Annotated in this window: 21 protein-coding genes; 16 read left to right on the forward strand and 5 right to left on the reverse strand. The window is 69.5% G+C overall.

What is annotated here, in order from left to right:
- Window positions 1-216 precede the first annotated feature (216 nt).
- From EV670_RS03110 to EV670_RS03130, 5 genes are all read right to left on the reverse strand, one after another.
- Window positions 217-1,275 carry an acyltransferase family protein gene (locus EV670_RS03110; protein WP_130430339.1) on the reverse strand — a complete coding sequence of 353 codons (1,059 nt, stop codon included), beginning with the start codon at window positions 1,273-1,275 and terminating at the stop codon, window positions 217-219.
- Between the two features lie 261 nt (window positions 1,276-1,536).
- Window positions 1,537-2,241 (reverse strand): DUF1294 domain-containing protein, encoded by a 705-nt coding sequence (locus EV670_RS03115; protein WP_130430340.1) that lies wholly within the window; start codon window positions 2,239-2,241, stop codon window positions 1,537-1,539.
- Window positions 2,238-3,140 (reverse strand): tRNA glutamyl-Q(34) synthetase GluQRS, encoded by a 903-nt coding sequence (gene gluQRS, locus EV670_RS03120; protein WP_130430341.1) that lies wholly within the window; start codon window positions 3,138-3,140, stop codon window positions 2,238-2,240. The genes EV670_RS03115 and gluQRS overlap by 4 nt, the downstream gene beginning before the upstream one ends.
- 13 nt (window positions 3,141-3,153) lie before the next feature.
- On the reverse strand, window positions 3,154-5,313 hold the full coding sequence (locus tag EV670_RS03125; protein ID WP_130430342.1) for a prolyl oligopeptidase family serine peptidase: 2,160 nt from the start codon (window positions 5,311-5,313) through the stop codon (window positions 3,154-3,156).
- Window positions 5,314-5,406: 93 nt separating this feature from the next.
- Entirely contained in the window at window positions 5,407-6,399 is a 993-nt protein-coding gene (locus EV670_RS03130; protein WP_130430343.1) for a LysR family transcriptional regulator, read from the reverse strand.
- Between the two features lie 167 nt (window positions 6,400-6,566).
- Between EV670_RS03130 and EV670_RS03135 the strand changes: the two genes are divergently transcribed.
- The 16 genes from EV670_RS03135 to EV670_RS03210 all read left to right on the forward strand — a co-directional run bounded on the left by EV670_RS03135 (window position 6,567) and on the right by EV670_RS03210 (window position 23,078).
- On the forward strand, window positions 6,567-7,271 hold the full coding sequence (locus EV670_RS03135; RefSeq protein ID WP_130430344.1) for a pirin family protein: 705 nt from the start codon (window positions 6,567-6,569) through the stop codon (window positions 7,269-7,271).
- Between the two features lie 16 nt (window positions 7,272-7,287).
- Window positions 7,288-8,169, forward strand: a complete 882-nt coding sequence (locus tag EV670_RS03140) for a pirin family protein (RefSeq protein WP_130430345.1) — start codon at window positions 7,288-7,290, stop codon at window positions 8,167-8,169.
- Window positions 8,170-8,201: 32 nt separating this feature from the next.
- Complete coding sequence (locus EV670_RS03145; protein WP_130430346.1) at window positions 8,202-8,765, forward strand: flavodoxin family protein; 564 nt, start codon at window positions 8,202-8,204, stop codon at window positions 8,763-8,765.
- A 31-nt stretch (window positions 8,766-8,796) separates the two neighbouring features.
- Window positions 8,797-9,393, forward strand: a complete 597-nt coding sequence (locus EV670_RS03150) for an NADPH-dependent FMN reductase (protein WP_130430347.1) — start codon at window positions 8,797-8,799, stop codon at window positions 9,391-9,393.
- Window positions 9,394-9,433: 40 nt separating this feature from the next.
- Complete coding sequence (locus tag EV670_RS03155) at window positions 9,434-10,159, forward strand: DUF599 domain-containing protein (RefSeq protein WP_130430348.1); 726 nt, start codon at window positions 9,434-9,436, stop codon at window positions 10,157-10,159.
- Between the two features lie 215 nt (window positions 10,160-10,374).
- Window positions 10,375-10,464 (forward strand): K(+)-transporting ATPase subunit F, encoded by a 90-nt coding sequence (gene kdpF, locus EV670_RS03160; RefSeq protein WP_130430907.1) that lies wholly within the window; start codon window positions 10,375-10,377, stop codon window positions 10,462-10,464.
- A gap of 1 nt (window position 10,465) precedes the next feature.
- Window positions 10,466-12,262: a potassium-transporting ATPase subunit KdpA gene (gene kdpA / locus EV670_RS03165; RefSeq protein WP_130430349.1), complete on the forward strand. Its 1,797-nt coding sequence runs from the start codon at window positions 10,466-10,468 to the stop codon at window positions 12,260-12,262.
- Between the two features lie 20 nt (window positions 12,263-12,282).
- A complete protein-coding gene (kdpB, locus tag EV670_RS03170; RefSeq protein ID WP_130430350.1) occupies window positions 12,283-14,361 on the forward strand; it encodes a potassium-transporting ATPase subunit KdpB in 2,079 nt (692 codons plus the stop codon).
- 16 nt (window positions 14,362-14,377) lie between these two features.
- Complete coding sequence (gene kdpC, locus EV670_RS03175; RefSeq protein ID WP_130430351.1) at window positions 14,378-14,953, forward strand: potassium-transporting ATPase subunit KdpC; 576 nt, start codon at window positions 14,378-14,380, stop codon at window positions 14,951-14,953.
- A 30-nt stretch (window positions 14,954-14,983) separates the two neighbouring features.
- Window positions 14,984-15,949, forward strand: coding sequence for a magnesium and cobalt transport protein CorA (locus EV670_RS03180; RefSeq protein ID WP_130430352.1), 966 nt, complete (start codon window positions 14,984-14,986; stop codon window positions 15,947-15,949).
- On the forward strand, window positions 15,940-18,654 hold the full coding sequence (gene kdpD / locus EV670_RS03185) for a two-component system sensor histidine kinase KdpD (RefSeq protein WP_207224988.1): 2,715 nt from the start codon (window positions 15,940-15,942) through the stop codon (window positions 18,652-18,654). Before EV670_RS03180 ends, kdpD begins: the two co-directional genes overlap by 10 nt.
- Complete coding sequence (gene kdpE / locus EV670_RS03190) at window positions 18,651-19,364, forward strand: two-component system response regulator KdpE (RefSeq protein ID WP_130430353.1); 714 nt, start codon at window positions 18,651-18,653, stop codon at window positions 19,362-19,364. Before kdpD ends, kdpE begins: the two co-directional genes overlap by 4 nt.
- An 89-nt stretch (window positions 19,365-19,453) precedes the next feature.
- The gene (locus tag EV670_RS03195; RefSeq protein WP_130430354.1) at window positions 19,454-20,032 is read left to right on the forward strand and encodes a GNAT family N-acetyltransferase; all 579 of its coding nucleotides are present in this window, start codon (window positions 19,454-19,456) and stop codon (window positions 20,030-20,032) included.
- A 25-nt stretch (window positions 20,033-20,057) separates the two neighbouring features.
- Window positions 20,058-20,729, forward strand: a complete 672-nt coding sequence (locus tag EV670_RS03200; RefSeq protein ID WP_130430355.1) for a VIT1/CCC1 transporter family protein — start codon at window positions 20,058-20,060, stop codon at window positions 20,727-20,729.
- Between the two features lie 194 nt (window positions 20,730-20,923).
- Entirely contained in the window at window positions 20,924-21,235 is a 312-nt protein-coding gene (locus tag EV670_RS03205; protein WP_130430356.1) for a hypothetical protein, read from the forward strand.
- A 61-nt stretch (window positions 21,236-21,296) separates the two neighbouring features.
- The gene (locus EV670_RS03210; protein ID WP_242616856.1) at window positions 21,297-23,078 is read left to right on the forward strand and encodes a SulP family inorganic anion transporter; all 1,782 of its coding nucleotides are present in this window, start codon (window positions 21,297-21,299) and stop codon (window positions 23,076-23,078) included.
- Window positions 23,079-23,161 lie beyond the last annotated feature (83 nt).

The raw sequence follows: 23,161 nt of genomic DNA on the forward strand, positions 1-23,161 counted from the left end.
CTCGAGATGGAAGCATCGGCCGGTACTGCTGAGCGATGCCTTCGTGAGCGATAGGCGTCGATCCGGGTACTGCTGGAAGGCTGCGCGGGCAGGCCGCGGTTCCGAGCGGGCGATCAATCAGGCGCGTAGGTGCCGGAACGGGGTCCGACGAGATGCCTGATTCAGCAAATGCCGTATTTTTCGCGCTGGGCGCGCGGCGCATGCGGGGGTATTCGACTACGGGTCGACCGTCGCCAGTGGCCGGCCCCTCGCCGCCCGGCGCTCCGGCAGCAGGCGCCGGCGCAGCAACTCCAGCACCGGTGTCTCGACCCAGTGGTGGATCAGCAGCCCGGCCAGCGTCGCCGTCAGGCAGGCGATCACGATGACCAGCGGCACGCTGGTGAGCGGCTCCGGCAGCAGGTTCAGGGCCTTGCGCAGGCCCTTGTACGAGGCCAGGTGGAACAGGTAGATCGAGTAGGAGGCGGCCCCCAGCCGCAGCAGCCACTTGATCTCGGTGCCCTGTGCCAGGCGCAGCGTGCTCCAGACGATCAGCGCCGCCGGCAGGCCCAGCGAGATGGCGCTCGGCAGGTTCGCGTGCCACCACAGCGCGAAGGCGCCCGCCGCGAGCAGCAGGGTCAGCAGCGGGCGCGGCACGGCCAGACCGTTCCAGCGCCGGTCGATCTCGAACAGCAGGATGCCGAAGCCGAACTCGAGCACCACGCCATTGGTGTAGAAGCGCCCCGGCGCCGAACTCGGTGCCAGCAACTGCCCGGCCATCACCAGCCCGGCCAGTGCGGCGCAGACCAGCGCGTTGCGCGCCGAGCCGAACAGGATGCCGACGCCGAGGAGCAGGTAGAAGAAGACCTCGTAGTTGATGGTCCAGCCGGGCACGAAGCGCGGCCAGACCTGGCCCGGATGGGTCGGGCTCGGGCGCGGCACGAAAAGGAAATCGAGCCAGGTGCCGGGCTGGGCCAGCAGCGTGGCGGCCTCGGGCCGGATCGTCCACAGCAGCGCCAGCCAGTACAGCGGCACGACGCGGATGAAGCGCTTGAGCAGGAAGTCGCGCGCCAGCCAGCCGCGCTCGCCCAGGTCGCGGCCGACGCGCTGCGAGCTGTAGGCCATCACGTAGCCGCTGATGACGAAGAAGATGTCGACGCCGGCAGCGCCCACGCTGTCCCAGTGCTCGAGTGGCGGCAGCAGGGTGCGCGCATGGTGCGCCGCCACCATCAGCGCGGCGATGCCGCGCAGGTATTGCAGGCCGTTGAGCGTCTCGGTGGCACCGGGGTGGCTGGCCATCGGCGTCAGCCCGCGCGCCGGGGGAAGCCCTGTCGTGTCATGAGCCGCGCCTTCCTGCTGGGGTGGTGGCCATGCTCCGACTGCGCCGCCGGTGGCACGCAGGGCGATGACCTGCGCCCCATTCTGCTGGCTCGGCTGGCCGCTGGCGGCCGTCTGAGCTACCAGGCACCTACTTTGAAGGCATGGTTCTGCCGTTGGACGGCCGCAGGTGGCCCGCCCGACTTCACTCGCGGGCGGTTGGAGGCTCGCGGGAAGCCGTGCTCAGTGCCACCACCGGCTCCCGTCCGGAGCCAGCCACAGCAGCGCTCCAAGCGCTGCGCAGTGGACGAAGACCGTGATCCAGAAGGCCGTTAGGAACGAGGCCTTGCGCGACTTGTGGCGCAGCAGCAGCTGCGCCAGCCAGGCCCCGGGCCAGCCGCCGAACAGCGCGAAGGCGTGCAAGGTGTCCTCGCGCGTGCGCCAGCGTCTCTGGCTCGCCGCGTACTTGTCCTGCCAGTAGACAAAGAAGGTGACGCCACTCAGCAGCAGTACGAGGAGCGGCACCATCAGGGGCAGCCGGCCGCTGGCAGCTGCCCATAGCAGCACGCCGGCATAGACCACGATCAGTGGCAAGCCGATCAGAACCGTGGCACCAGGCTCGCGCGGGCCGGCTGCGGGTCGACGCGGCGTGCCGCGCTGCGGTGGCCGCGCCACAGCGACCGACGCCGTGGCGTGGAGTGCGGGCGGCCGCTTCGGGCTCTGCCCGGCTGAAGCGATGTCGGCTGCAACGACCGCCACTGCGCGTGGACCGCGGCCGCCCAGATGGATCTCGTCGTAGACCACGCGCTGGCCGACCTCCGGCCGCATGCCGTGGCGCAGTTCGCGCACGTGGACAAAGGCCTCCTGCGCATCGGCGGCATCGTCGGAGCGGATGAAGCCGAAGCCGCGTTCGCTCTCCCAGCGCACGATGCGTCCGTGCTTTCTCATGACCTGGCTTCCTCGTTCACGCGGGCCGCCCATGCGTGGGTGGCGGCCGCGAGCCAGTCGCCGATCTGCGTGCCGGCGCGACGCTCGAACTGCAGCCCGAGCACCGCGCCCGCGGTCTGCAGCGCAGCCTGCGGATCGTCCAGATCGAGTGCCTGCGCGCCGTTCTGCTTGCTCAGCTTCTGGCCATCGACGGCCAGCACCAGCGGTGAGTGCAGGTAGCTCGGCGTGGGCAGGTCGAGCGCGCGCTGCAGCAGGATCTGGCGCGCGGTGTTGTCGGCGAGGTCTTCGCCGCGAACGACGTGGCTGATGCCCTGCTCGGCATCGTCGACCACCACCGCGAGCTGGTAGGCCCAGAGGCCGTCGGCGCGCCGCAGCACGAAGTCGCCGACCTCGGCGTTCACGTCCTGGTGTTGCGGTCCGAGGCGGCGGTCGTGCCAGTCGACCACCGACGCGTCGGGCAGCCGCAGCCGCCAGGCGCGCGCCGTGCGCGCGCCGAGGCCGCCGCGCTCGGGTCGGCAGGTGCCGGGGTAGACCAGTTCGGCATGGCGCGCCCGGTCCTGGCCCTGCGCCAGCCAGAACGCGGCGATGTCGAGCCGGGTGCAGGCGCAGCCGTAGGCGCTGCCGTCGGCCACGAGGCGGGCCAGTGCGGTCTCGTAGAGCGCGCCGCGCCGGCTCTGCCACTGCGGCGGCGCATCGGGGACGAGCCCGAGCCGGCCCAGCTGACGCAGGATCTCGTCATCGGCGCCGGGCACGCAGCGCGGCGCATCGACATCCTCGATGCGCACCAGCCAGGTTCCGCGGTGCGCGCGGGCGTCGAGCCAGCTCGCCAGCGCCGCCACCAGCGAGCCGGCGTGCAGCGGGCCGGTCGGCGAGGGCGCGAAGCGGCCGACGTAGGCCATTCCCGAGAACCGTTCAGCGCTGCGCGTGCGCTGCCTTGTTGCCGCCGGCGAGCTGCTGCCACAGGAAGCCGTACTCCAGCGCCAGCAGGTGCGCGCGCTGCGCGTTGTCGGCCGCGCCGCCGTGGCCGCCTTCGATGTTCTCGTAGTAGAAGACCTGCTCGCCCTCGGCGTAGCCCTGCTCCAGCATGCGCGCCATCATCTTGCGGGCATGGCCGGGGTGGACGCGGTCGTCGCGGGTCGAGGTGGTGAACAGCACCGCCGGGTACTTCTGGCCCGGCTTGACGTTCTGGTACGGGCTGTACTGCGAGATGAAGCTCCACTCGGCCGGCTGGTCGGGGTTGCCGTATTCGGCCATCCACGAGGCGCCGGCGAGCAGCTTGTGATAGCGGCGCATGTCGAGCAGCGGCACCGCCGAGATCACCGCGCCGAAGAGCTCGGGCCGCTGCACGAAGGTGGCGCCGGTCAGCAGCCCGCCGTTGCTGCCGCCGCGGATGCCGAGCTGCTTCGGCGTCGTCACGCCGCGCTTGACGAGGTCTTCGGCGATGGCCGCGAAGTCGTCATAGCTGCGCTGCTTGGCGCCGAGGATCGCCGACTGGTGCCAGCGCGGGCCGTACTCGCCGCCGCCGCGCAGGTTGGCCAGCACGTAGGTGCCGCCGCGCTGCAGCCAGGCGCGGCCGATCGCGCCCGAGTAGGCCGGCAGCATCGGGATCTCGAAGCCGCCGTAGCCGTAGAGCAGGGTCGGTTGCGGGCCGCTGTTGCCGCCCTTGGGGCGCACGATGAAGTAGGGGATGCGGGTGCCGTCCTTCGAGCCGACGAAGGCCTGCTCGACCGTCACGCCGGCGGCGTCGAAGAAGCTCTCGACCTGCTTGAGCTTGAAGGGCTCGGCGTTGCCGGCGGTGTCGCCGAGCCAGAGCGAGGTCGGCGTCGTGAAGTCGGTGTAGCTCAGCAGGTAGCGCTCGGCCAGCGGCTCGCTGGCGCCGAGCGCCGGGTCGTGCAGCGCCACCAGGCCGGCGCTGCCGGCCGCGCCCGGCAGGGCCACCGCCTCGCGCAGCAGCTTGCCGTCGTGCACGCGCACGCGCTCGACGCGGGTCTTCACGTCGTCGAGCAGGTTCAGCAGCACGCTCGAGCCGGTGGCGACGAAGCCGACCAGCGAGCGGGCCGGTGTCGGTTCGAACAGCACGAGCGGTTGGCGCTTGCCCGCGAGCCAGTCGTCGATGTTGGCCACCAGCAGCGAACCGGCCTTGTACTGCCGCTTGCCGAGTTGCCAGTCGCTGCGCAGCTTGAGGAAGAAGCGATCGCCGTCGATCTGGACGTTGGCGTCTTCCTGCTTGTCGAGCCGCACCAGCTTGCCGCTGCGCTCGACGAACCACTCGCTGCTGAAGAAGCCGGGCGCGCGCTGGAAGGCCACGGTGGTGCGGCCGGGGCGGATGTCGACATCGACGCCGGTCCAGGTGTCGGTGGCCTTGCCCTCGAAGACCGGCTTGGCCGCGGCCAGCGGCGTGCCGCGCTGCCAGCGCTTGATGACGCGCGGGTAGCCGGAGGAGGTCATCGAGCCGGCGCCGAAGTCGGTGCCGACGAAGATGTGGTCGGCGTCGATCCAGCTCGCGAAGCTCTTGGCCTCGGGCAGCCTGAAGCCGCCTTCGACGAAGCGCTTGTCGCGCAGCGCGAACTCGCGCACCTCGACCGCGTCGGCGCCGCCGCGCGACAGGCGCACCAGGCAGCGCTTGTACTCGGGTGCCAGGCAGCTCACGCCGCCCCAGGTCCAGTTGACGCCTTCCTTGGCGCCGAGCGCGTCGAGGTCGAGCACGGTCTCCCAGATCGGCTCCGACTTGGAAAACTCGGCCAGCGTGGTGCGGCGCCACAGGCCGCGCCGGTTCTTGTCGTCCTGCCAGAGGTTGTAGACCTCGTCGCCAATGCGCTGGATGGCCGGAATGCGCGAGCGCGAGTCGAGCACCTCGAGCAGGTCCTGCTGCAGCTTGGCGAAACCGGGCTCGGCGCCGATGCGCTTCTCGGTGACGGCATTGCGCTCGCGCACCCATTGCAGCGCGCGCGCGTCCTGCACTTCCTCGAGCCACAGGTGCGGATCGTCGGTGGCGGCCGGGGCGGCGGCATGGGCCGGCAGCGAACCGGCAAGAGCGAGGGCGGTGGCGGCGATCAATTGACGGGATTTCATGAAGCGGCGAAGGAGGCGAAAGGCGGGACGGTGCTTGGTGCCGCAAGTCTGGCGCAGCGTTCGGCGTGCGCGTCGCTCGGGCCGTGAACTACCTCACAACACCAGTCCCTCGTGCTGTTCGAGCAGCGCGCGGCGGGTCGTCGGGCTCTTGAGCTGATCGAGCCACCAGGCCAGCGCCAGGCCGGGCATGGCGCCGTTGCCCTCGCGCCAGGCGTAGTGCAGCGTGATCGCGCGCGGCGGCAGCGTGGTGGTCTTGAGCACCAGGCGGCCGGCCGCGACATGGCGGCGCAGCAGCGGCTCGGGCATCGAGCCGCAGCCGAGACCGCGCAGCTGCGCCTCGAGCTTGGCCGCCAGCGAGGGCACGGTCAGCACGTCCTGGCCGGGCTGCACGCCGACGGTCAGCGGCGCCAGCCGGTGCGCGCTGTCGGCGATCGCGACGATGCGGTGGCGCGCGATCAGCTCCGGCGTCAGCGGTTCGGGCAGCTTGGCCAGCGGGTGGTGCGGCGCGACCGCGAACTGCAGGTCGATGTCACCGAGCGGCAGGCATTCGATGCCGGGCGAGGCATCGCCGAAGCCGGCGCCGCCGATCGCGAGATCGGCCTCGCCGGTCAGTAGCGCCTCCCAGGTGCCGCTGAGCACCTCGTGGCGCAGCCGCAGCCGGGTCGGTGGTGGCTCGGGTTGCTCGCTGGCGCTGGTGGTGACGCGCAGCGCGTAGAAGGCCTCGATCAGCTCGAAGACCGCGCGCGGAGCGAGGATGGTGTCGAGCGCGATCGTCAGCTGGGTCTCCCAGCCGGTGGCCACGCGCCGCACCCGGTTGGCGACCGCGTCGACCTCGGCCAGCAGGCGCCGGCCCTCGCGCAGCAGCTCGTCGCCGGCGGCGGTGAGGCGGGCCTGGCGCGAACTGCGGTCGAAAAGCAGCACGTCGAGCGCGTCCTCGAGCTGGCGCACGCTGTAGGTCAGCGCCGACGGCACCTTGCCGAGCTCGCGCGCCGCCGCGGCAAAGCTGCCGGCGCGGGCGATCGTGTCCATCATCGCCAGCGCCTCGGGCGTGAGCGCGTTGCGGCGGTCGAGCGGCAGGGAACTCATGGCGGCAATTGTCCCCGAGGTGGAGAGATCGCATCGGGCGACCTTCAAGGCCTTTGAACGAGGTCTTCAAGCCGCCTCTGCCTGCATCGGGCGAGCACTGCCTACATTGGATCCATCGAGGCGCGAGATCGCGTGCCTCCAGCAGCAGCATCAAGGAGCATCGAACCATGATCACCCTGCGCCGTTCCGCCGAACGCGGCTATGCCGACCACGGCTGGCTCAAGAGCTATCACAGCTTTTCCTTTGCCGACTACTACGACCCGGCCCACATGGGCTTCGGCAACCTGCGCGTCATCAACGAGGACCGCGTGGCCGCCGGCCGGGGCTTCGGCACCCATGGCCATCGCGACATGGAGATCGTCAGCTACGTGCTCGACGGCGCGCTCGCGCACCAGGACAACATGGGCAACGGTGAAAGCATCGTTCCCGGCGACGTGCAGCGCATGAGCGCCGGCACCGGCGTGATGCACAGCGAGTTCAACCACGCGCCCGACAGGACCACGCATTTCCTGCAGATCTGGCTGCTGCCGCATACCCGCGGCATCAAGCCGAGCTACGAGCAGAAGCATTTCGATGCGGCGTCCAAGCGCGGCCAGCTCAAGCTGGTGGCGGCGCGCGTGCCGCGCGAGGACGCGGTGCTGATCCATGCCGACGCCAACCTCTACGCCGGGCTGTTCGACGGCGCCCAGGAGCGCGCCGGGCTCGACCTCGATCCGAAGCGCCTGGCCTATGTGCACGTGGTGCGCGGTGCGGTCGACATCAACGGCCAGCGCCTGCAGGCCGGTGACGCGGCCATGCTCGATGGCGAAACGCAACTGATGATCGAGAACGGCGACCAGGCCGAGGTGCTGGTCTTCGATCTCGCTCGCTGAACCCAAGGAGACCAGAGTGAACCAACTCGAACTTCCGACCCGGCCGCAGACCGCCACCGCGCGTGGCATCAGCGAGCCGATCGCCACGCCCTGGCATGAATTCGGCCCGGGCGGCGGCGCCTGGATGCTGCACCCGGCCGACCTGCGCGCGCTCGATCCCTTCGTGCTGGTCGATCACTTCCAGCTCGGCCAGCCGGTCTTCGCGCCGCACCCGCACGCCGGCTTCTCGGCGGTGAGCTACCTGTTCGAGGACAGCGCGGACGGGCTGCTCAACCGCACCTCGCTCGGCGAGAAGAACTTCATCGCACCCGGCAGCCTGCAATGGTTCCAGGCCGGCCGCGGCGCGATGCACGACGAGGCGCCGCGCACCCCGGGCCGGGCCGCGCACGGGCTGCAGGTTTTCGTCAACTCGGCCGCCGCCAACAAGAACGCCGAGCCGGCCTCGTTCAGCCGCGACGCAGCCGAGATCGCCGTGGTCGAGCGCGAAGGTGCGCGGGTGCGCGTGGTGCTCGGCGAGTTCGCCGGCCACAGCGTGCGCTTCGGCGCCCACACGCCGGTGACGCTGCTCGACATCACGCTCAGCGCCAACGCGACGCTCGAGGTGCCGCTGCCGCGTGCCTTCAGCGCCTTTGCCATCGTCGCGCGCGGTGCGTTGGCCGGGCATCGGGTCGATGGCCCGCATGCGCTGCGCTTCGACGCCGCCGGCGATGTCGTGCGGCTGGCGGCCGGGCCTGAGGGCGTGCAGCTGGTGCTGCTGGCCGGCGCGCCGATCGGCGAGCCGCTGGCCGCGCGCGGCCCCTTCATCGGCAACGGCCCGACCGAGGTCAACGACATGATCCGCCGCTTCCAGCGCGGCGAGATGGGCGAGCTCGCGCCGATCCATCCCGCCACATCCTGAATCCCGTTCAACCTCTCACGCAGAAAGCTTTCATGACCAGCAGTTCCAAGATCGTCGTTGTCTACCACTCCGGCTACGGCCACACGCAGAAGGTTGCCGAGGCGGTGGCCGAGTCGGCCCGCGCCAGCCTGCTGAAGATCGATGCCGAGGGCAACCTGCCCGAAGCTGGCTGGGAGCAACTGGCTGCCGCCGACATGATCGTGTTCGGCTCGCCGACCTACATGGGCACGGTGAGCTGGCAGTTCAAGAAGTTCGCCGACGCCAGCAGCAAGCCCTGGTTCCGCCAGGCCTGGAAGAACAAGCTCTTCGCCGGCTTCACCAACTCGGCGACGATGAACGGCGACAAGCACTCGACGCTGCACTACTTCATGACGCTGGCCATGCAGCACAGCGGGCTGTGGGTGGGCACCGGGCTGATGCCGAACAACAGCAAGGCCGCCACGCGCGACGACATCAACTACGTCGGCTCCTTCGCCGGGCTGATGACGGTGTCTCCGTCGGACGCCTCGCCCGAGGAGATGGTCGCGGGCGACATCGCCACCGCCAAGGCCTTCGGCGGCCGGCTGCTCGAGACGGCAGCGCACTTCGCCGGCTAGCATCAGGTCGTTCAGGCAACGGGAGGCGACGATGGCTGCAGCCAGCAAGGTGCTCGTGATCGCGGGCAGCGCCCGTGAAGGCGCGTTCAGCGTCAAGCTGGCCAAGGTCGCCGCCGCCGCGCTCGCGGCGGCCGGTGCCGAGACCACCCAACTCGACCTGCGCGCGCTCGGCCTGCCGATCTACGACGGCGACCTCGAGGCCGCGCACGGCGTGCCCGACGGCGCCCGCACGCTGCGCGACGCGCTGCTCGCGCACGACGCGATGCTGCTGGTCACGCCCGAGTACAACGGCTTCCCGACGCCGCTGGTGATCAATGCCTTCGACTGGCTCTCGCGCCTCAAGCCCGAGGGCAGCGCGCCGGCCGGTCTCGGCGCGAGCGCCGGCAAGCCATGCGCGCTGCTGTCGAGCTCGCCCGGGCCGCTCGGCGGCCTGCGCAGCCTCAACCTGATGCGTCAGTTCCTGGGCCTGACGATCGGCATGCTGATCGTGCCGCAGCAGTTCGCGCTGGTCCGCGCCGGCGAGGCCTTCGGGCCCGATGGCGCGCTGCTCGACGCCAAGGCACAGCAGTCCGTGGACGGTGTTGCTGCCGCGCTGCTCAGGCTGAGCAACGCCCTGCGCAAGGCCTGAGCTCGTACAACGCAGCCGGCGCCGCCGCTAAAGTGGCGGCATGGAGTACGTCACCCCGATCGTTCGCGTCTTTCCCTGGGCCGACTGGGCCGCGCTGGCCTGGTTCTTCATCGCCTGGATCGGCTATGCGCGTTTCGCCCACCGGGCTGCCGCCACGCAGCCATCGCTGCTGGGCACCATGCAGCGGGTGCGTCGCGACTGGATGCTGCAGGCCACCTACCGCGACGTGCGCATGCTCGATGGCTCGGTGCTGCAGAACCTGTCGACGAGCCCGAGCTTCTTTGCGTCGACCACGATCCTGATCATCGGCGGCCTGCTGGCCGTGCTCGGCACCACCGACAAGGCGACCGAACTGGTGCGCGAGATCCCGTTCGTCGCGCGCACCACCTCGCTGATCTTCGATCTCAAGCTGGTGCTGATGCTGGCGATCTTCACCTACGCCTTCTTCCGCTTCACCTGGAGCATGCGCCAGTACACCTTCGGCGCGCAGCTCGTGGCCTCGGTGCCGGAGGCGCGCCAGATCGAGGCGCTTGGCGAGGCGGGTGCAGCGGTGCGCGAGGCCTTTGCCGACCGGGCCGCCCGCATGATCGGCCTCGCCGCCGAGACCTTCAACGACGGGCTGCGGGCCTACTACCTGAGCTTTGCGGCCATCGGCTGGTTCTTCGCGCCGCTGGTGTTCGTGGTGGCCACCGCCGCGGTGATCCTGATCCTCTACCTGCGCGAGTTCCACTCCGACGCGCTGACGGTGCTGCGCGAGTTGCAGTAGCGCGCGCCGTTACGCCGTCTTTACGGCCGCCGGCTTCGCCTTTACCCCGCCTTGACGGCCTTGTGGCCAGACTCTTCCGTATCGGAACACCGACCCGGAAGGGTTCACCACATGGACTTCATCTTCATTGCCGCGCTGATCGCCCTGGTGGCGGCTATGGGCGCGGCCATCGCCGGCTGCGAGCGGCTGATCAAGAGCAAGGGAGGGCGCGCGTGATGGACGCCCTCTACGTGATCGGGGCGATCGTCGCCATCGGCCTCGGCGCCTACCTCGTGTTCGCGCTGCTGTGCGCGGAGGAGTTCTGAGATGAACGCTTCCGCCTGGATGCTGCTGGTCGCATTTGCAGCCGCGGTGCTCGCGGTCTCGTGGCCGCTCGGCCGCTACCTCGTGTGCGTCATGGAGGGCCGGCTCGAGTTCGTCAGGCCCGTCGAGCGCGCGCTGTTCAGGCTCGCTGGCATCGACCCCGAGGCCGGCATGGGCTGGAAGCCCTACGCGCTGGGCGTGCTGCTGTTCAACGCGCTCGGCCTGGCGCTGGTCTACGGCGCGCAGCGGCTGCAAGGCTTGCTGCCGCTCAACCCGCAGGGCTTCGGCGCGGTGTCGCCCGATTCCTCGTTCAACACCGCGGTCAGCTTCGTCACCAACACCAACTGGCAGGGCTACGGCGGCGAAAGCACGATGAGCTACCTGACGCAGATGGTGGCGCTGGTAGGCCAGAACTTCTTCTCGGCCGCCACCGGTATCGTCGTCGTGATCGCGCTGATCCGTGGCTTCGCAGCGAAGTCCTCGGGCTCGCTCGGCAACGTCTGGGCCGACCTGACGCGAGCCACGCTGTGGATCCTGCTGCCGATCAGCTTCGTGCTCGCGCTGTTCTTCGTCAGCCAGGGCGTGATCCAGAACTTCAAGCCCTACGAGACGGTCACCACGCTCGAGACGCTCAGCTACTCGGTGCCCAAGCTCGACGCCGAGGGCCAGCCGCTGAAGGACGCCGCCGGCGCCGCCGTCACCGAGGAAGTGAAGACCCAGGAGCAGACGCTCGCGATGGGCCCGGTCGCCTCGCAGCTGGCGATCAAGATGCTCGGCACCAACGGCGGCGGCTTCTTCAATGCCAACTCGGCGCATCCCTACGAGAACCCGAACGCGCTGTCGAACTTCTTCCAGATGCTGGCGATCTTCGCGATCCCGGGCGCGCTGTGCTTTGCCTTCGGCCAGATGGTCGGCGACCGGCGCCAGGGCGTGGCGGTGTTCGCGGCGATGGCGATCATGTTCACCGCCTTCGCCATCGGTGCGACGCACTTCGAGCAGCAGGGCAACCCGCTGCTCGCCGCAGCCGGCGCCGACCAGCAGGCCTCGCTCACGCAGCCCGGCGGCAACATGGAAGGCAAGGAGGCCCGCTTCGGCATCGCCGCCAGCAGCCTGTTTGCCACCATCACCACCGCCGCCTCGTGCGGCGCCGTCAACGCGATGCACGACAGCTTCACCCCGCTCGGCGGCGCGGTGCCGCTGGTGCTGATGCAACTGGGCGAGGTGGTCTTCGGCGGCGTCGGCTCGGGCCTCTACGGCATGCTGATCTTCGCGATCATGGCGGTGTTCCTGGCCGGGCTGATGATCGGCCGCACGCCGGAGTACCTGGGCAAGAAGATCGAGGCGGCCGAGATGAAGATGGTCTCGATCGCGATCCTCGTCACGCCGGTGCTGGTGCTGGCCGGCACCGCGATCGCGGTGATGAGCGAGGCCGGCCGCGCCGGCATCGCCAACCCGGGTGCCCATGGCTTCAGCGAGATCCTCTACGCCCTGTCCAGTGCCGCCAACAACAACGGCAGCGCCTTTGCCGGCCTGTCCGCCAACACACCGTTCTACAACTGGTTGCTCGGCCTTGCGATGTGGTTCGGCCGCTTCGGCGTGATCGTGCCGGTGCTGGCGATCGCCGGTTCGCTGGCGGCCAAGAAGCGCATCGCCGCCACCGAGGGATCGATGCCGACGCATGGCCCGCTTTTCGTCGTGCTGCTGATCGGCACCGTGCTGCTGGTCGGCTTGCTCAACTACGTGCCTGCGCTGGCACTCGGCCCGGTCATCGAGCACCTCGTCCTCTGGCCGAAGCTCTAAGCCATACCAGGTCAAACATCATGACTCGCAAGACATTCAATCTGTTCGACCCGGCGCTGGTGAAGCCGGCCCTGGTCGATGCCTTCAGGAAGCTCGACCCGCGCGTGCAATGGCGCAACCCGGTGATGTTCGTGGTCTACGTCGGCAGCCTGTTCACCACCGCGCTGGCGGTGCAGGCGGCCGGGGGCCAGGGCGACGCGCCCTTCGGCTTCGTGCTGGCGGTGACGCTGTGGCTGTGGTTCACGGTGCTGTTCGCCAACTTCGCCGAGGCGCTGGCCGAGGGTCGCAGCAAGGCGCAGGCGGCCTCGCTGCGCGGCCTGAAGAAGCAGAGCTGGGCCAAGAAGCTCAAGGAGCCGAAGTTCGGCTCGGAGTGGCACATGCTCGAGGCCGTCAACCTGCGCAAGGGCGACGTCGTGCTGGTCGCGGCGGGTGAGCTGATTCCCACCGATGGCACCGTCATAGAGGGCGTGGCCACGGTCGACGAGAGCGCCATCACCGGCGAGTCGGCGCCGGTGATCCGCGAGAGCGGCGGCGACTTCTCGGCCGTGACCGGCGGCACCCGCGTGATGAGCGACTGGATCGTCGTTCGCGTCGACGTGAACCCGGGCGAGACCTTCGTCGACCGCATGATCGCGATGGTCGAGAACGCCAAGCGCAAGAAGACTCCCAACGAGATCGCGCTGACGATCCTGCTGGTGGCGCTGACGCTGGTCTTCCTGGTCGTCACCGTCACGCTGCTGCCGTTCTCGCTGTTCAGCGTTCAGGTGGCGGGCGCCGGCTCACCGGTCTCGCTGACCGTGCTGGTCGCGCTGCTGGTGTGCCTGATCCCGACCACCATCGCCGGCCTGCTGTCGGCCATTGGCGTGGCCGGCATGAGCCGGATGATGGCGGCCAACGTGATCGCCACCTCGGGCCGCGCGGTCGAGGCGGCCGGCGACGTCGACGTGCTGCTGCTCGACAAGACTGGCACCATCACCCTCGGCAACCGCCAGGCCAGCGCCTTCATCCCGGCGCCCGGCGTGAGCGAGGCCGAACTGGCAGACGCCGCGCAGCTGGCCTCGCTGGCCGACGAGACGCCCGAGGGCCGCAGCGTCGTGGTGCTCGCCAAGCAGAAGTTCAATCTGCGCGAGCGCGACCTGCAAAGCCTGGGTGCGCACTTCATCGCCTTCACCGCGCAGACTCGCATGAGCGGCGTCACGCTCGCGGGCCGCACGGTGCACAAGGGCGCCGGTGACGCGATCCGCAAGCATGTGGAAGCGCTCGGTGGCGCCTGGCCGGCCGCGCTGCAGACGCAGATAGACGACGTGGCCCGCCGCGGCAGCACGCCGCTGGTGGTGGCCGACGCCGATGCCAAGGGCGCCCGCGTCCTCGGCGTGATCGAGCTCAAGGACATCGTCAAGGGCGGCATCAAGGAGCGCTTTGCCGAGCTGCGCCGCATGGGCATCAAGACCGTGATGGTCACCGGTGACAACCGGCTCACCGCCGCGGCGATCGCCGCCGAGGCCGGCGTCGACGACTACCTGGCCGAGGCCACGCCGGAGCAGAAGTTATCGCTCATCCGCTCGCACCAGAGCGAAGGCCGGCTGGTCGCGATGACCGGCGACGGCACCAACGACGCACCGGCACTCGCGCAGGCCGACGTCGCGGTGGCGATGAACTCGGGCACCCAGGCCGCCAAGGAGGCCGGCAACATGGTCGACCTCGACAGCAATCCGACCAAGCTGATCGAGATCGTCGAGACCGGCAAGCAGATGCTGATGACGCGCGGCGCTCTGACCACCTTTTCGGTGGCCAACGACATCGCCAAGTACTTCGCGATCATCCCGGCCGCCTTCGTGACGATCTATCCGCAGCTTGGCGCGCTCAACCTGATGGGTCTCAACAGCCCGAGCAGCGCGATCCTGTCGGCGGTGATTTTCAACGCACTGGTGATCGTGTTCCTGATCCCGCTCGCGCTCAGGGGCATCAGGTACCGCGCCATTGGCGCCAGCGCGCTGCTGCGCCGCAACCTGCTGGTGTTTGGTGCCGGCGGCGTGATCGTGCCCTTCATCGGCATCAAGGCGATCGACCTGCTGCTCGGTGCGGCCGGCCTGTTCTGATATCGAGGAAACCCAGATGAAGACACTGATTCGTCCCGCGCTGGTGCTGTTTGCCACGCTCACCGTCGTCACCGGCGTGCTCTACCCGCTGGCCGTCACCGGCCTTGCGCAGCTCGCGTTTCCGAGCCAGGCCAACGGCAGCCTGATCGAGCGCGACGGCAAGCTGGTCGGCTCCACGCTGATCGGCCAGTCGTTCAGCGACCCGAAGCACTTCTGGTCGCGCCCCTCGGCGACCGGACCGATGGCCAACAACGCCGGCGCCTCCAGCGGCTCCAACAAGGGTCCGCTGAACCCGGCGCTGGTCGATGACGTCAAGGCACGCATCGAGGCGCTGCGCGCCGCCGATCCGGACAACAGCGCCGCCGTGCCGATCGACCTCGTCACCGCCTCGGCCAGCGGCCTCGACCCGCACATCAGCCGCGCCGCGGCCGACTGGCAGGCGCCGCGCGTGGCGCGCATGCGCAAGCTGCCGCTGTCCCAGGTCCAGGCGCTGGTCGAGCAGCACACCGAGCGCCCCTGGCTGTTCCTCGGCGAGCCGATCGTCAACGTGCTGCAACTCAATCTCGCGCTCGATGCACTGCCGGCCCGCTAGCATCTGTCCCGCCACGGAAGGGGACAAGCCATGCTGATCAATTGCGTCGTCTATGAAGAAGGCCGCAAGCTCGCCGACATCCCGGTCGAGGCGATCAGCGAGCATGTGCATCAGCCCAGGCGATTCGTCTGGGTCGCGCTGGCCGACGCCACCGATGCCGAACTCGACGAGATGCAGCACGAGTTCGGCCTGCACCCGCTGGCGGTGGAAGACGCCCGCCACGGCCACCAGCGGCCCAAGATCGAGGAGTACGGCGACCAGCTCTTCGCGGTGATGCACCTGGTCGACGTGTCGGTCGCCGATGCACCGTTGGGCGAGGTCAACGTCTTCGTCGGCCCCAACTTCGTGCTCTCGGTGCGCAACCACAGCCCGGCCGGATTCCTCGGCGTGCGGGCGCGCGCCGAGCGCGAGCCCGAGCTGCTGGCGCACGGCTCGAGCTTCGTGTTCTATGCGCTGATGGATGCGGTGGTCGACCGCTACTTCCCGCAGCTCGACCTGCTCGAGACCGAACTCGAGTCGATCGAGGCCCAGATCTTCGCGCGCGGCACCGCGCGGCCCAACATCGAGCGGCTCTACGCGCTCAAGCGCCGCGCGATCGTGCTGCGCCATGCCGTGGCGCCGTTGCTCGAGGCCGTCGGCAAGCTGCATGGCGGCCGGGTACCGGCGGTGTGCAGCAACACCACGCATTACTTTCGCGACGTGGCCGACCACCTGATGCGCATCAACGCTGCGCTCGACGGCATCCGCGACACGATCGGCACCGCGATCCAGGTCAACCTGTCCATGGTGACCATCGAGGACGGCGAGACCATCAAGCGCCTGGCCTCGTGGGCCGGCATCTTCGCCGTCGCGACCGCCTTCGCCGGCATCTGGGGCATGAACTTCGACGTGATGCCGGAACTGAAGTGGCGCTGGGGCTATCCCTTCGCGCTCGGGCTGATCGCGCTGACCTGCGGGTTGTTGTGGCGGCGGTTTCGGCGCGCGGGATGGCTGTGACCGACGAGCGCCCCGACCCAGACGCACTGCTCGCACGCGTGCAGGCGCAGGAGGCCGATGCCAGGCGCGGACGGCTCAAGATCTTTTTCGGCGCATCGGCCGGCGTCGGCAAGACCTACGCGATGCTGTCGGCGGCGCGTGCGCTGCAGCCGCAGGGCGAGCAGGTGCTGGTCGGCCTGGTCGAGACCCACAAGCGGCGCGAGACCGAGGCGCTTGTGGCCGGGCTCGAAGTCTTGCCGCGCCGTGCACTGCCTTACCGCGAGCGCACGCTCGAGGAGTTCGACCTCGACGCTGCGCTGGCCCGCAAGCCGGCGCTCATCCTGGTCGACGAGCTGGCGCACAGCAACGTCGCCGGCTCGCGCCACCCCAAGCGCTGGCAGGACGTGCAGGAGCTGCTCGCGGCCGGCATCGATGTCTGGACAACGATGAACGTCCAGCACCTCGAGAGCCTCAACGACATCGTCAGCGGCATCACCGGCATCCGGGTCAACGAGACCGTGCCGGACCATGTCTTCGACGAGGCCGACGAGGTGGTCGTCGTCGACCTGCCGCCCGACGAACTGCTGCAGCGCCTCAAGGAGGGCAAGGTCTACCTGCCGCAGCAGGCCGAAAGCGCGGTTGCCAACTTCTTTCGCAAGGGCAACCTGCTGGCGCTGCGCGAGCTGGCGCTGCGCCGCACCGCCGACCGCGTCGACGACGAGATGCGCAGCTACCGCAGCGAGCGTTCCGTCAGCGCGGTCTGGCCGACGCGCGAGGCGCTGCTGGCCTGCATCGGCCCGGTGCGCGAGCAGGGCGAGAAGATCGTGCGCGCCAGCGCCAGGCTGGCCGGACAGCTCGACATCGAGTGGCATGTGGTGTTCGTCGAGACGCCCGCGCTGCAGCGCCTGCCGCAGCCCCGGCGCGACGCGATCCTGCGCGTGTTGCGGCTGGCCGAGGAACTGGGCGCCAGGACCGCCACGCTCTCGGGTGCCGATGTGGCGGCGCCGCTGGTGCGCTACGCGCGCCAGCACAACCTGGCGCGCGTGGTGATCGGTCGCAGCGCGCGCCGGCGCTGGCCCTGGCAGCCGACACTGGCCGAGCGCGTCGGTGAACTCGCTCCCGAGGTCGACGTGGTGCAGGTGGCGCTGGCGCCCGGCAGTGCCGCTGCCGATGCGGTCGAGGCGCCGCCGCGGGGAGGCGGCTTTCAGGCGCCTGCGATCGACTACCTCAAGAGCGCCGCCATCTGCGGCGTGGCGGCACTGGCCGCGACGCCGCTGCTGTCGCTGTTCGAGCTGGTCAACCTGGTGATGTTCTTCCTGCTCGCGGTGGTCATCGTCGCGCTGCGCTACGGCCGCGGGCCGGCGGTGCTGGCGGCCTTTCTCAGTGTGGCGGTGTTCGACTTCTTCTTCGTGCCGCCGCGCTTCTCGTTCGCCGTCAGCGACGTGCAGTACTTGCTGACCTTTGCGGTGATGCTGCTGGTGGCGCTGGTGATCGGCCAGACCACCGCCGGCCTGACCTACCAGGCCCGGGTCGCGAGCCGGCGCGAGGCGCGCGCGCAGGCGCTCTACGAGATGTCGCGCGAGCTCACGGCCGCGCTGATGCCGGAGCAGGTGGCGGCGGTCGCCGGCCGCTTTCTCGAGGCGGAGTTCGAGGCCGCCGGCGCGCTGCTGCTGATGAACGAGGCCGACCGCCTCGATGCGCCACTGCGCTTTGGCGCCGGCCCCGAGGTGGCGCTGGACCTGGAGATCGCCCGCTGGTGCCTCGACCGCGGCGAGCCGGCCGGCCCCGGAACCGGCACGCTGCCGGCCAGCGCGGTGCTGTACCTGCCGCTGCAGGCGCCGATGCGGGTGCGCGGCGTGCTGGCGCTGCAGCCGCGGCGGCGCGCCGACCGGTTGCTGATCCCCGAGCAGCGCCAGCTGCTCGAGACCTGCGCCTCGCTGCTGGCGATCAGCATCGAGCGCCTGCACTATGTGGAGGTGGCCTCGCGCACCTCGCTGCAGATGGAAGGCGAGCGCCTGCGCAACTCGCTGCTGGCCGCGCTCTCGCACGACCTGCGCACGCCGCTCACGTCCATCGTCGGCCTTGCCGAGACGCTGCAGGGCTCGAGCCCGCCGCTGGCCGGCGCCCAGCGCGAGATGGCGCAGGGCCTGGCCGCCGGCGCGCGCCAGATGCACGCGCTGGTCCACAACCTGCTCGACATGGCACGCCTCCAGGGCGGCGCCGTGCGGCTCAAGCGGGCCTGGATGCCGATCGAGGAAGTGATCGGCAGCGCGATCCGCTCGCTGGCGCCGGTGCTCGATGGTCGTCGCGTCGAGGTGCGGCTGGCCGAGGCCTTGCCGCTGGTCGAGATCGACGCGTTGCTGATCGAGCGGGTGATCGCCAACCTGCTCGAGAACGCCGTCAAGTACACGCCGGACGGCAGCCCGATCGAGATCGAGGCCGCGCTGGAGCAAGGCGGCGCGCGGCTGCGTCTGGACGTGCGCGACCACGGCCCCGGACTGCCACCCGGCAAGGAGCGCGCGATCTTCGAGGCTTTCACGCGCGGTGCCAGCGAAGCCGCGGCGCCCGGCGTCGGCCTCGGGCTGTCGATCGCGCGGACCATCGTCGAGGCCCATGACGGCCGGCTCGAGGGCCGCAGTTGCGAGCAAGGCGGCGCGCTGTTCAGCCTGTGGCTGCCGCTGGGTGTCGCGCCCGCCGCATGGCCCGAGGCACACTCGATCTCATGAGCGAGGCCAAGCCCACCGCGCTGATCGTCGAGGACGACGAGCAGATCCGCCGCTTCGTGCGCCTGGCGCTCGAAGCCGAGGGCTGGCAGGTGGCCGAGGCCGCCACGCGCGCGCGCGGTCTGATCGAGGCTGGTACCCGGCGGCCCGACCTGGTGGTGCTCGATCTCGGCCTGCCCGATGGCGACGGCCTCGGCCTGATCACCGAACTGCGCGGCTGGAGCAGCGTGCCGGTGCTCGTGCTCTCGGCGCGCGAGCGCGAGGAGGACAAGGTCGCCGCGCTCGACGCCGGTGCCGACGACTACCTCTCCAAGCCCTTTGGCGTTGCCGAGTTGCTGGCGCGCAGTCGCGCGCAACTACGGCGGCGGCGCTCAGGAGCGAGCGACGAAGCCTCGGCGCTGGTGCGCTTCGGCGAGGTGCAGGTCGATCTCGCCGCGCGCCGCATCACGCGCGGCGATGGCGGCGAGGAGGTGCATCTCACACCCACCGAGTACCGCCTGCTCGGCGTGCTGATCGCCAACGCCGGCCGCGTCGTGACCCAGCGCCAGCTGCTGCGCGAGGTCTGGGGCAAGGCCTACGAGGACCAGGGCCACTACGTGCGCATCGTCGTCGCCCACCTGCGGCGCAAGCTCGAGGTCGATGCGGCGCAACCGCGCCACCTGCTGACCGAGCTGGGCGTGGGCTATCGGCTGCTGCTGGACGAGGCAAGCTGAGCGGCAAGACACACCGGCGTTGCCAGCCGTCTGCGGGGCTGCCACGAACAGCGGCGGCGATAGACTGCAGCAAGGACGAGGAGCCGCCGATGCCGGACGAAAACGCCGTTGTCTACGACCGCCAGGCGGTGCTGCGCGACGGCACGCCGGTTCATGTGCGCGCCGCGCGCGCCGACGATGACCGGCGTGTGATTGCCGCTTTCGGCAAGCTCGAACGCGAGTCCGTCTACACGCGATTCTTCTCGTTCAAGGAGCAGCTCGCCGCGGCCGACCTCGAGCGCCTGCATGGCGGCGACGGCCGGCGCGGCGCGGCGATCGTGGTGACGCTGGCCGCCGACGAGGACACCGTCATCGCCGGCGCGAGCTACGCCGTACACCCGGGGCCCGACGGCCTGGCCAGCGCGGAGGTGGCCTTCATGACCGAAGAGGACTACCAGGGCCAGGGCCTCGCCCGGCTGTTGCTCGATGCGCTGGCAGGCATCGCCCGCACGCACGGCATTGCCCGCCTCGACGCCGAGGTGCTGGCCGGGAACCGCGCGATGCTCAGGGTGTTCGAGCGCAGCGGCCTGCCGATGCGCAGCTCGCGCGAGGACGGCGTGGTGCACGTCGATCTCGATTTGCGACCCGCCCCCGCCGGCCACGCTGTCGACGCCCCGGCACCACGCTGACCGACAACAGGGAACGACGCACGCCATGCCACAACAACCCCTCGATCTGCTCGACGAGAGCCGCATCCTCGACCCGATCGAGCGCAATTCGGAGATCCTGTTCGGGCTCTTCATGGTGCTGTCGTTCACCGGCACGCTGAGCGTGACTTCGGCGGGCCGTGCCGATGTGCGCACGATGCTGATCGCCGCGATCGCCTGCAACGCGGCCTGGGGGTTTGTCGACGGTGTGATGCATGTGCTGCGAAAGCTGGTGGAGCGTGGCCGCCAGGCGTTGCTCGCGCGCAAGGTGCGCGAGGCCGACCGCACGGAGGACGCCCATCGACTGATCGCTCACGCGCTCGGCCCGACCTCGGCCGCCTTTGGCGCCGGTGAACTCGAGCGCGTACGGCTGTGGATCGTCGCCCAACCACTACCGCGGGATGCCGATCGCGTGCGGCTGACCGGACGCGATCTGCTGGGCGCCGCGGGCATCTTCGCGCTGGTCTTCGCATCGACCTTCCCGGTGGTGCTGCCGTACATGTTCATCGCCGACCTGCAGACCGCCCATCGGCTCTCCGGGGCGATCGCGATCGCCCTGCTCTTCCTCTGCGGCAACCGCTGGGGCCACTACGCCGGCCTGAAGCCGTGGCGCACCGGCCTGGTGATGGTCTTGATGGGGGCGCTCATCATGGCGGTCATCATTGCGCTGGGCGGCTGAAGGCCTTGGAATGACGTGATGGCTCGGCTCGGACTGACAACGCCGATCTTGGTCGGGCCTCGCAAGCGAATCCAGGCTGTCGCCGCATCGCTCCACCCCAACTGCGCGCATAGTTCGACTCGGGACGAGCTTCCATACTGACGAGGTCCATCGTGCATGCAGCCACGTTCAGGTCAAGGTATTTCGAGGCAGGCATGTCCGCGCCAGTCGATCTGGCGCTCGAGGCCGATCCAAACGGCCCCGACACACAGCAGGTTGATGAGTACCTGGGGGACGACGCCGTGTACACGCGGACCACTGCGGGCCAGCGAGAAGTTGTCTTCAATCAGCGGGCTTTGGCTCCGATAGCGCGCAGCCTCTTGCTACTGGTCAACGGCGAAACTCCGCTGAGACACCTGCTCGACCTCCTGGACCAGCAAGATCAACGCATGGCGGAGCAGCTTCTCCGGTTGGTCGACGAAGGGCTTGTCGAGTTGCGTGGTCATCCCCGGCAGCGCGTTCGTTGAATCCGGCCACGGTGCCGTGAGCAATTCGGATCTTTCATCCCCCCCGCCGGAACCGGGCCGAATTGCGCGTCGGGCGCAGGCCGCAGATCGGACCGGCTGGAGCCGCTGGCTGCCGGGGCTGCGCACGCTGCGCGGGTACCAATGGGCTTGGTTGCGGCACGACATCGTGGCCGGACTTGTGTTGACCACGATGCTGGTGCCCGTCGGCATCGCCTATGCGGTGGCGTCGGGCCTTCCCGGCATCTACGGCCTTTACGCCACCATCGTCCCGTTGCTCGCCTATGCCTTGTTCGGCCCCAGTCGGATTCTGGTGCTGGGGCCGGACTCCTCGCTGGCCGCCGTCATCCTCGCCGTGGTCCTGCCGCTGTCCGGCGGCGACCCGCTGCGCGCAGTCGCCCTTGCGGGCGCGATGGCGGTCGTTTCCGGGCTGGTGTGCATCCTGGCCGGCGTGGCGCGCCTGGGCTTCGTCACCGAACTTCTCTCCAAGCCGATCCGCTATGGGTACATGAATGGCATCGCGCTGACGGTCTTGATCAGCCAACTGCCAAAGCTGTTCGGCTTTTCAATCGAAAGCGACGGACCGCTGAGAAACTTGTGGGCTATCGCCACGGCGGTGATGGATGGCAAGACCAACGCGGCCGCGTTCATGGTCGGCGCGGGCACCCTGGCGGTCATCCTGCTGCTCAAGAGTCACAAGCGCGTGCCGGGCATCCTGATCGCGGTGGTCGGAGCGACCATCGTCGTCGGTACGCTGGATCTTGCAGCAGGCGCCGGGGTGTCGGTCCTCGGCTCGCTGCCGCAAGGCCTGCCAGGCTTCGCCATCCCGTGGATCACCACCGCCGACATCGTTCCCGTGCTGATCGGTGGCTGCGCCGTCGCCATCGTCTCCTTCGCCGACACCAGCGTGCTGTCTCGTGTCTATGCGGCGCGCACGCGAACTTATGTCGACCCGAACCAGGAGATGGTGGGCCTTGGCGCCGCCAACCTGGCCGCCGGATTCTTCCAGGGCTTTCCGATCAGCAGCAGTTCGTCTCGCACGCCGGTGGCCGAGGCGGCAGGCGCCAGAACCCAGTTGACCGGAGTCATCGGCGCGCTTGCCGTGGCCCTGCTGCTGGTGGTGGCGCCGGACCTGCTGCGCAACCTCCCCACCAGCGCGCTGGCGGCGGTCGTCATCGCATCGGCCATCGGCCTGATCGAGATCACCGACCTGCGACGCATCTATCGCATCCAGCGCTGGGAGTTCTGGCTCTCGATTGCCTGCACGGTCGGCGTGGCCGTGCTGGGCGCGATCGAGGGCATCGTCCTGGCCATCGTGATTGCCGTCATCGAGTTCCTGTGGGACGGCTGGCGCCCGTACTCCGCGGTCCTGGGGCGCGCCGAGGGGGTCAGGGGCTACCACGATATCAAGCGCTATCCCGACGCCCGACTCATCCCCGGCCTGGTGCTGTTTCGCTGGGATGCGCCCTTGTTTTTCGCCAACGCCGAGTTGTTCAACGACCGTGCGCTGGACGCAGTGGCCGCATCGCCCACGCCAGTGCGCTGGCTGGCCGTTGCGGCGGAACCGGTCACCAGTGTGGACGTGACCTCCGCCGACATGCTCGCCGAGCTGGTCGAAACCTTGGACGCGTCCGGCATCGAGTTGCGCTTCGCCGAGATGAAGGATCCCGTCAAGGACAAACTGAAGCGATTCGGGCTCTTTGCGCAGCTTGGCGAAAACGCCTTCTTTCCAACAATCGGTGCCGCCGTCAGCAGCTATCTGCTGACCCATGCAGTGGATTGGGTGGACTGGGAAGACGGTGGTCGCTCAAGCGGCGAGCCTGGCGTGGAACGGCCGATTTCGTAGGCGGTGATGCAGCAGCTAGATCTTCCCGAGAGCCAGTCGACTATGTAGGTTGACGGCTGGATGCTGGACCTCCCAGGTGGGTC

This window comes from Rivibacter subsaxonicus (genome assembly GCF_004217215.1).
Taxonomy (GTDB): domain Bacteria; phylum Pseudomonadota; class Gammaproteobacteria; order Burkholderiales; family Burkholderiaceae_C; genus Rivibacter; species Rivibacter subsaxonicus.

Excerpts from the sequence above, each read along its gene's own strand:
- EV670_RS03180 (WP_130430352.1), top strand. The coding sequence starts at position 14,984 with ATGCTGATCAATTGCGTCGTCTATGAAGAAGGCCGCAAGCTCGCCGAC.
- kdpE (WP_130430353.1), top strand. The coding sequence starts at position 18,651 with ATGAGCGAGGCCAAGCCCACCGCGCTGATCGTCGAGGACGACGAGCAG.
- kdpD (WP_207224988.1), top strand. The coding sequence starts at position 15,940 with ATGGCTGTGACCGACGAGCGCCCCGACCCAGACGCACTGCTCGCACGC.
- EV670_RS03110 (WP_130430339.1), bottom strand. The coding sequence starts at position 1,275 with ATGGCCAGCCACCCCGGTGCCACCGAGACGCTCAACGGCCTGCAATAC.
- EV670_RS03135 (WP_130430344.1), top strand. The coding sequence starts at position 6,567 with ATGATCACCCTGCGCCGTTCCGCCGAACGCGGCTATGCCGACCACGGC.
- EV670_RS03130 (WP_130430343.1), bottom strand. The coding sequence starts at position 6,399 with ATGAGTTCCCTGCCGCTCGACCGCCGCAACGCGCTCACGCCCGAGGCG.
- kdpB (WP_130430350.1), top strand. The coding sequence starts at position 12,283 with ATGACTCGCAAGACATTCAATCTGTTCGACCCGGCGCTGGTGAAGCCG.
- EV670_RS03195 (WP_130430354.1), top strand. The coding sequence starts at position 19,454 with ATGCCGGACGAAAACGCCGTTGTCTACGACCGCCAGGCGGTGCTGCGC.
- EV670_RS03155 (WP_130430348.1), top strand. The coding sequence starts at position 9,434 with ATGGAGTACGTCACCCCGATCGTTCGCGTCTTTCCCTGGGCCGACTGG.
- EV670_RS03145 (WP_130430346.1), top strand. The coding sequence starts at position 8,202 with ATGACCAGCAGTTCCAAGATCGTCGTTGTCTACCACTCCGGCTACGGC.
- gluQRS (WP_130430341.1), bottom strand. The coding sequence starts at position 3,140 with ATGGCCTACGTCGGCCGCTTCGCGCCCTCGCCGACCGGCCCGCTGCAC.
- kdpF (WP_130430907.1), top strand. The coding sequence starts at position 10,375 with ATGGACGCCCTCTACGTGATCGGGGCGATCGTCGCCATCGGCCTCGGC.
- EV670_RS03205 (WP_130430356.1), top strand. The coding sequence starts at position 20,924 with ATGTCCGCGCCAGTCGATCTGGCGCTCGAGGCCGATCCAAACGGCCCC.
- EV670_RS03200 (WP_130430355.1), top strand. The coding sequence starts at position 20,058 with ATGCCACAACAACCCCTCGATCTGCTCGACGAGAGCCGCATCCTCGAC.
- kdpC (WP_130430351.1), top strand. The coding sequence starts at position 14,378 with ATGAAGACACTGATTCGTCCCGCGCTGGTGCTGTTTGCCACGCTCACC.
- EV670_RS03150 (WP_130430347.1), top strand. The coding sequence starts at position 8,797 with ATGGCTGCAGCCAGCAAGGTGCTCGTGATCGCGGGCAGCGCCCGTGAA.
- EV670_RS03115 (WP_130430340.1), bottom strand. The coding sequence starts at position 2,241 with ATGAGAAAGCACGGACGCATCGTGCGCTGGGAGAGCGAACGCGGCTTC.
- kdpA (WP_130430349.1), top strand. The coding sequence starts at position 10,466 with ATGAACGCTTCCGCCTGGATGCTGCTGGTCGCATTTGCAGCCGCGGTG.
- EV670_RS03125 (WP_130430342.1), bottom strand. The coding sequence starts at position 5,313 with ATGAAATCCCGTCAATTGATCGCCGCCACCGCCCTCGCTCTTGCCGGT.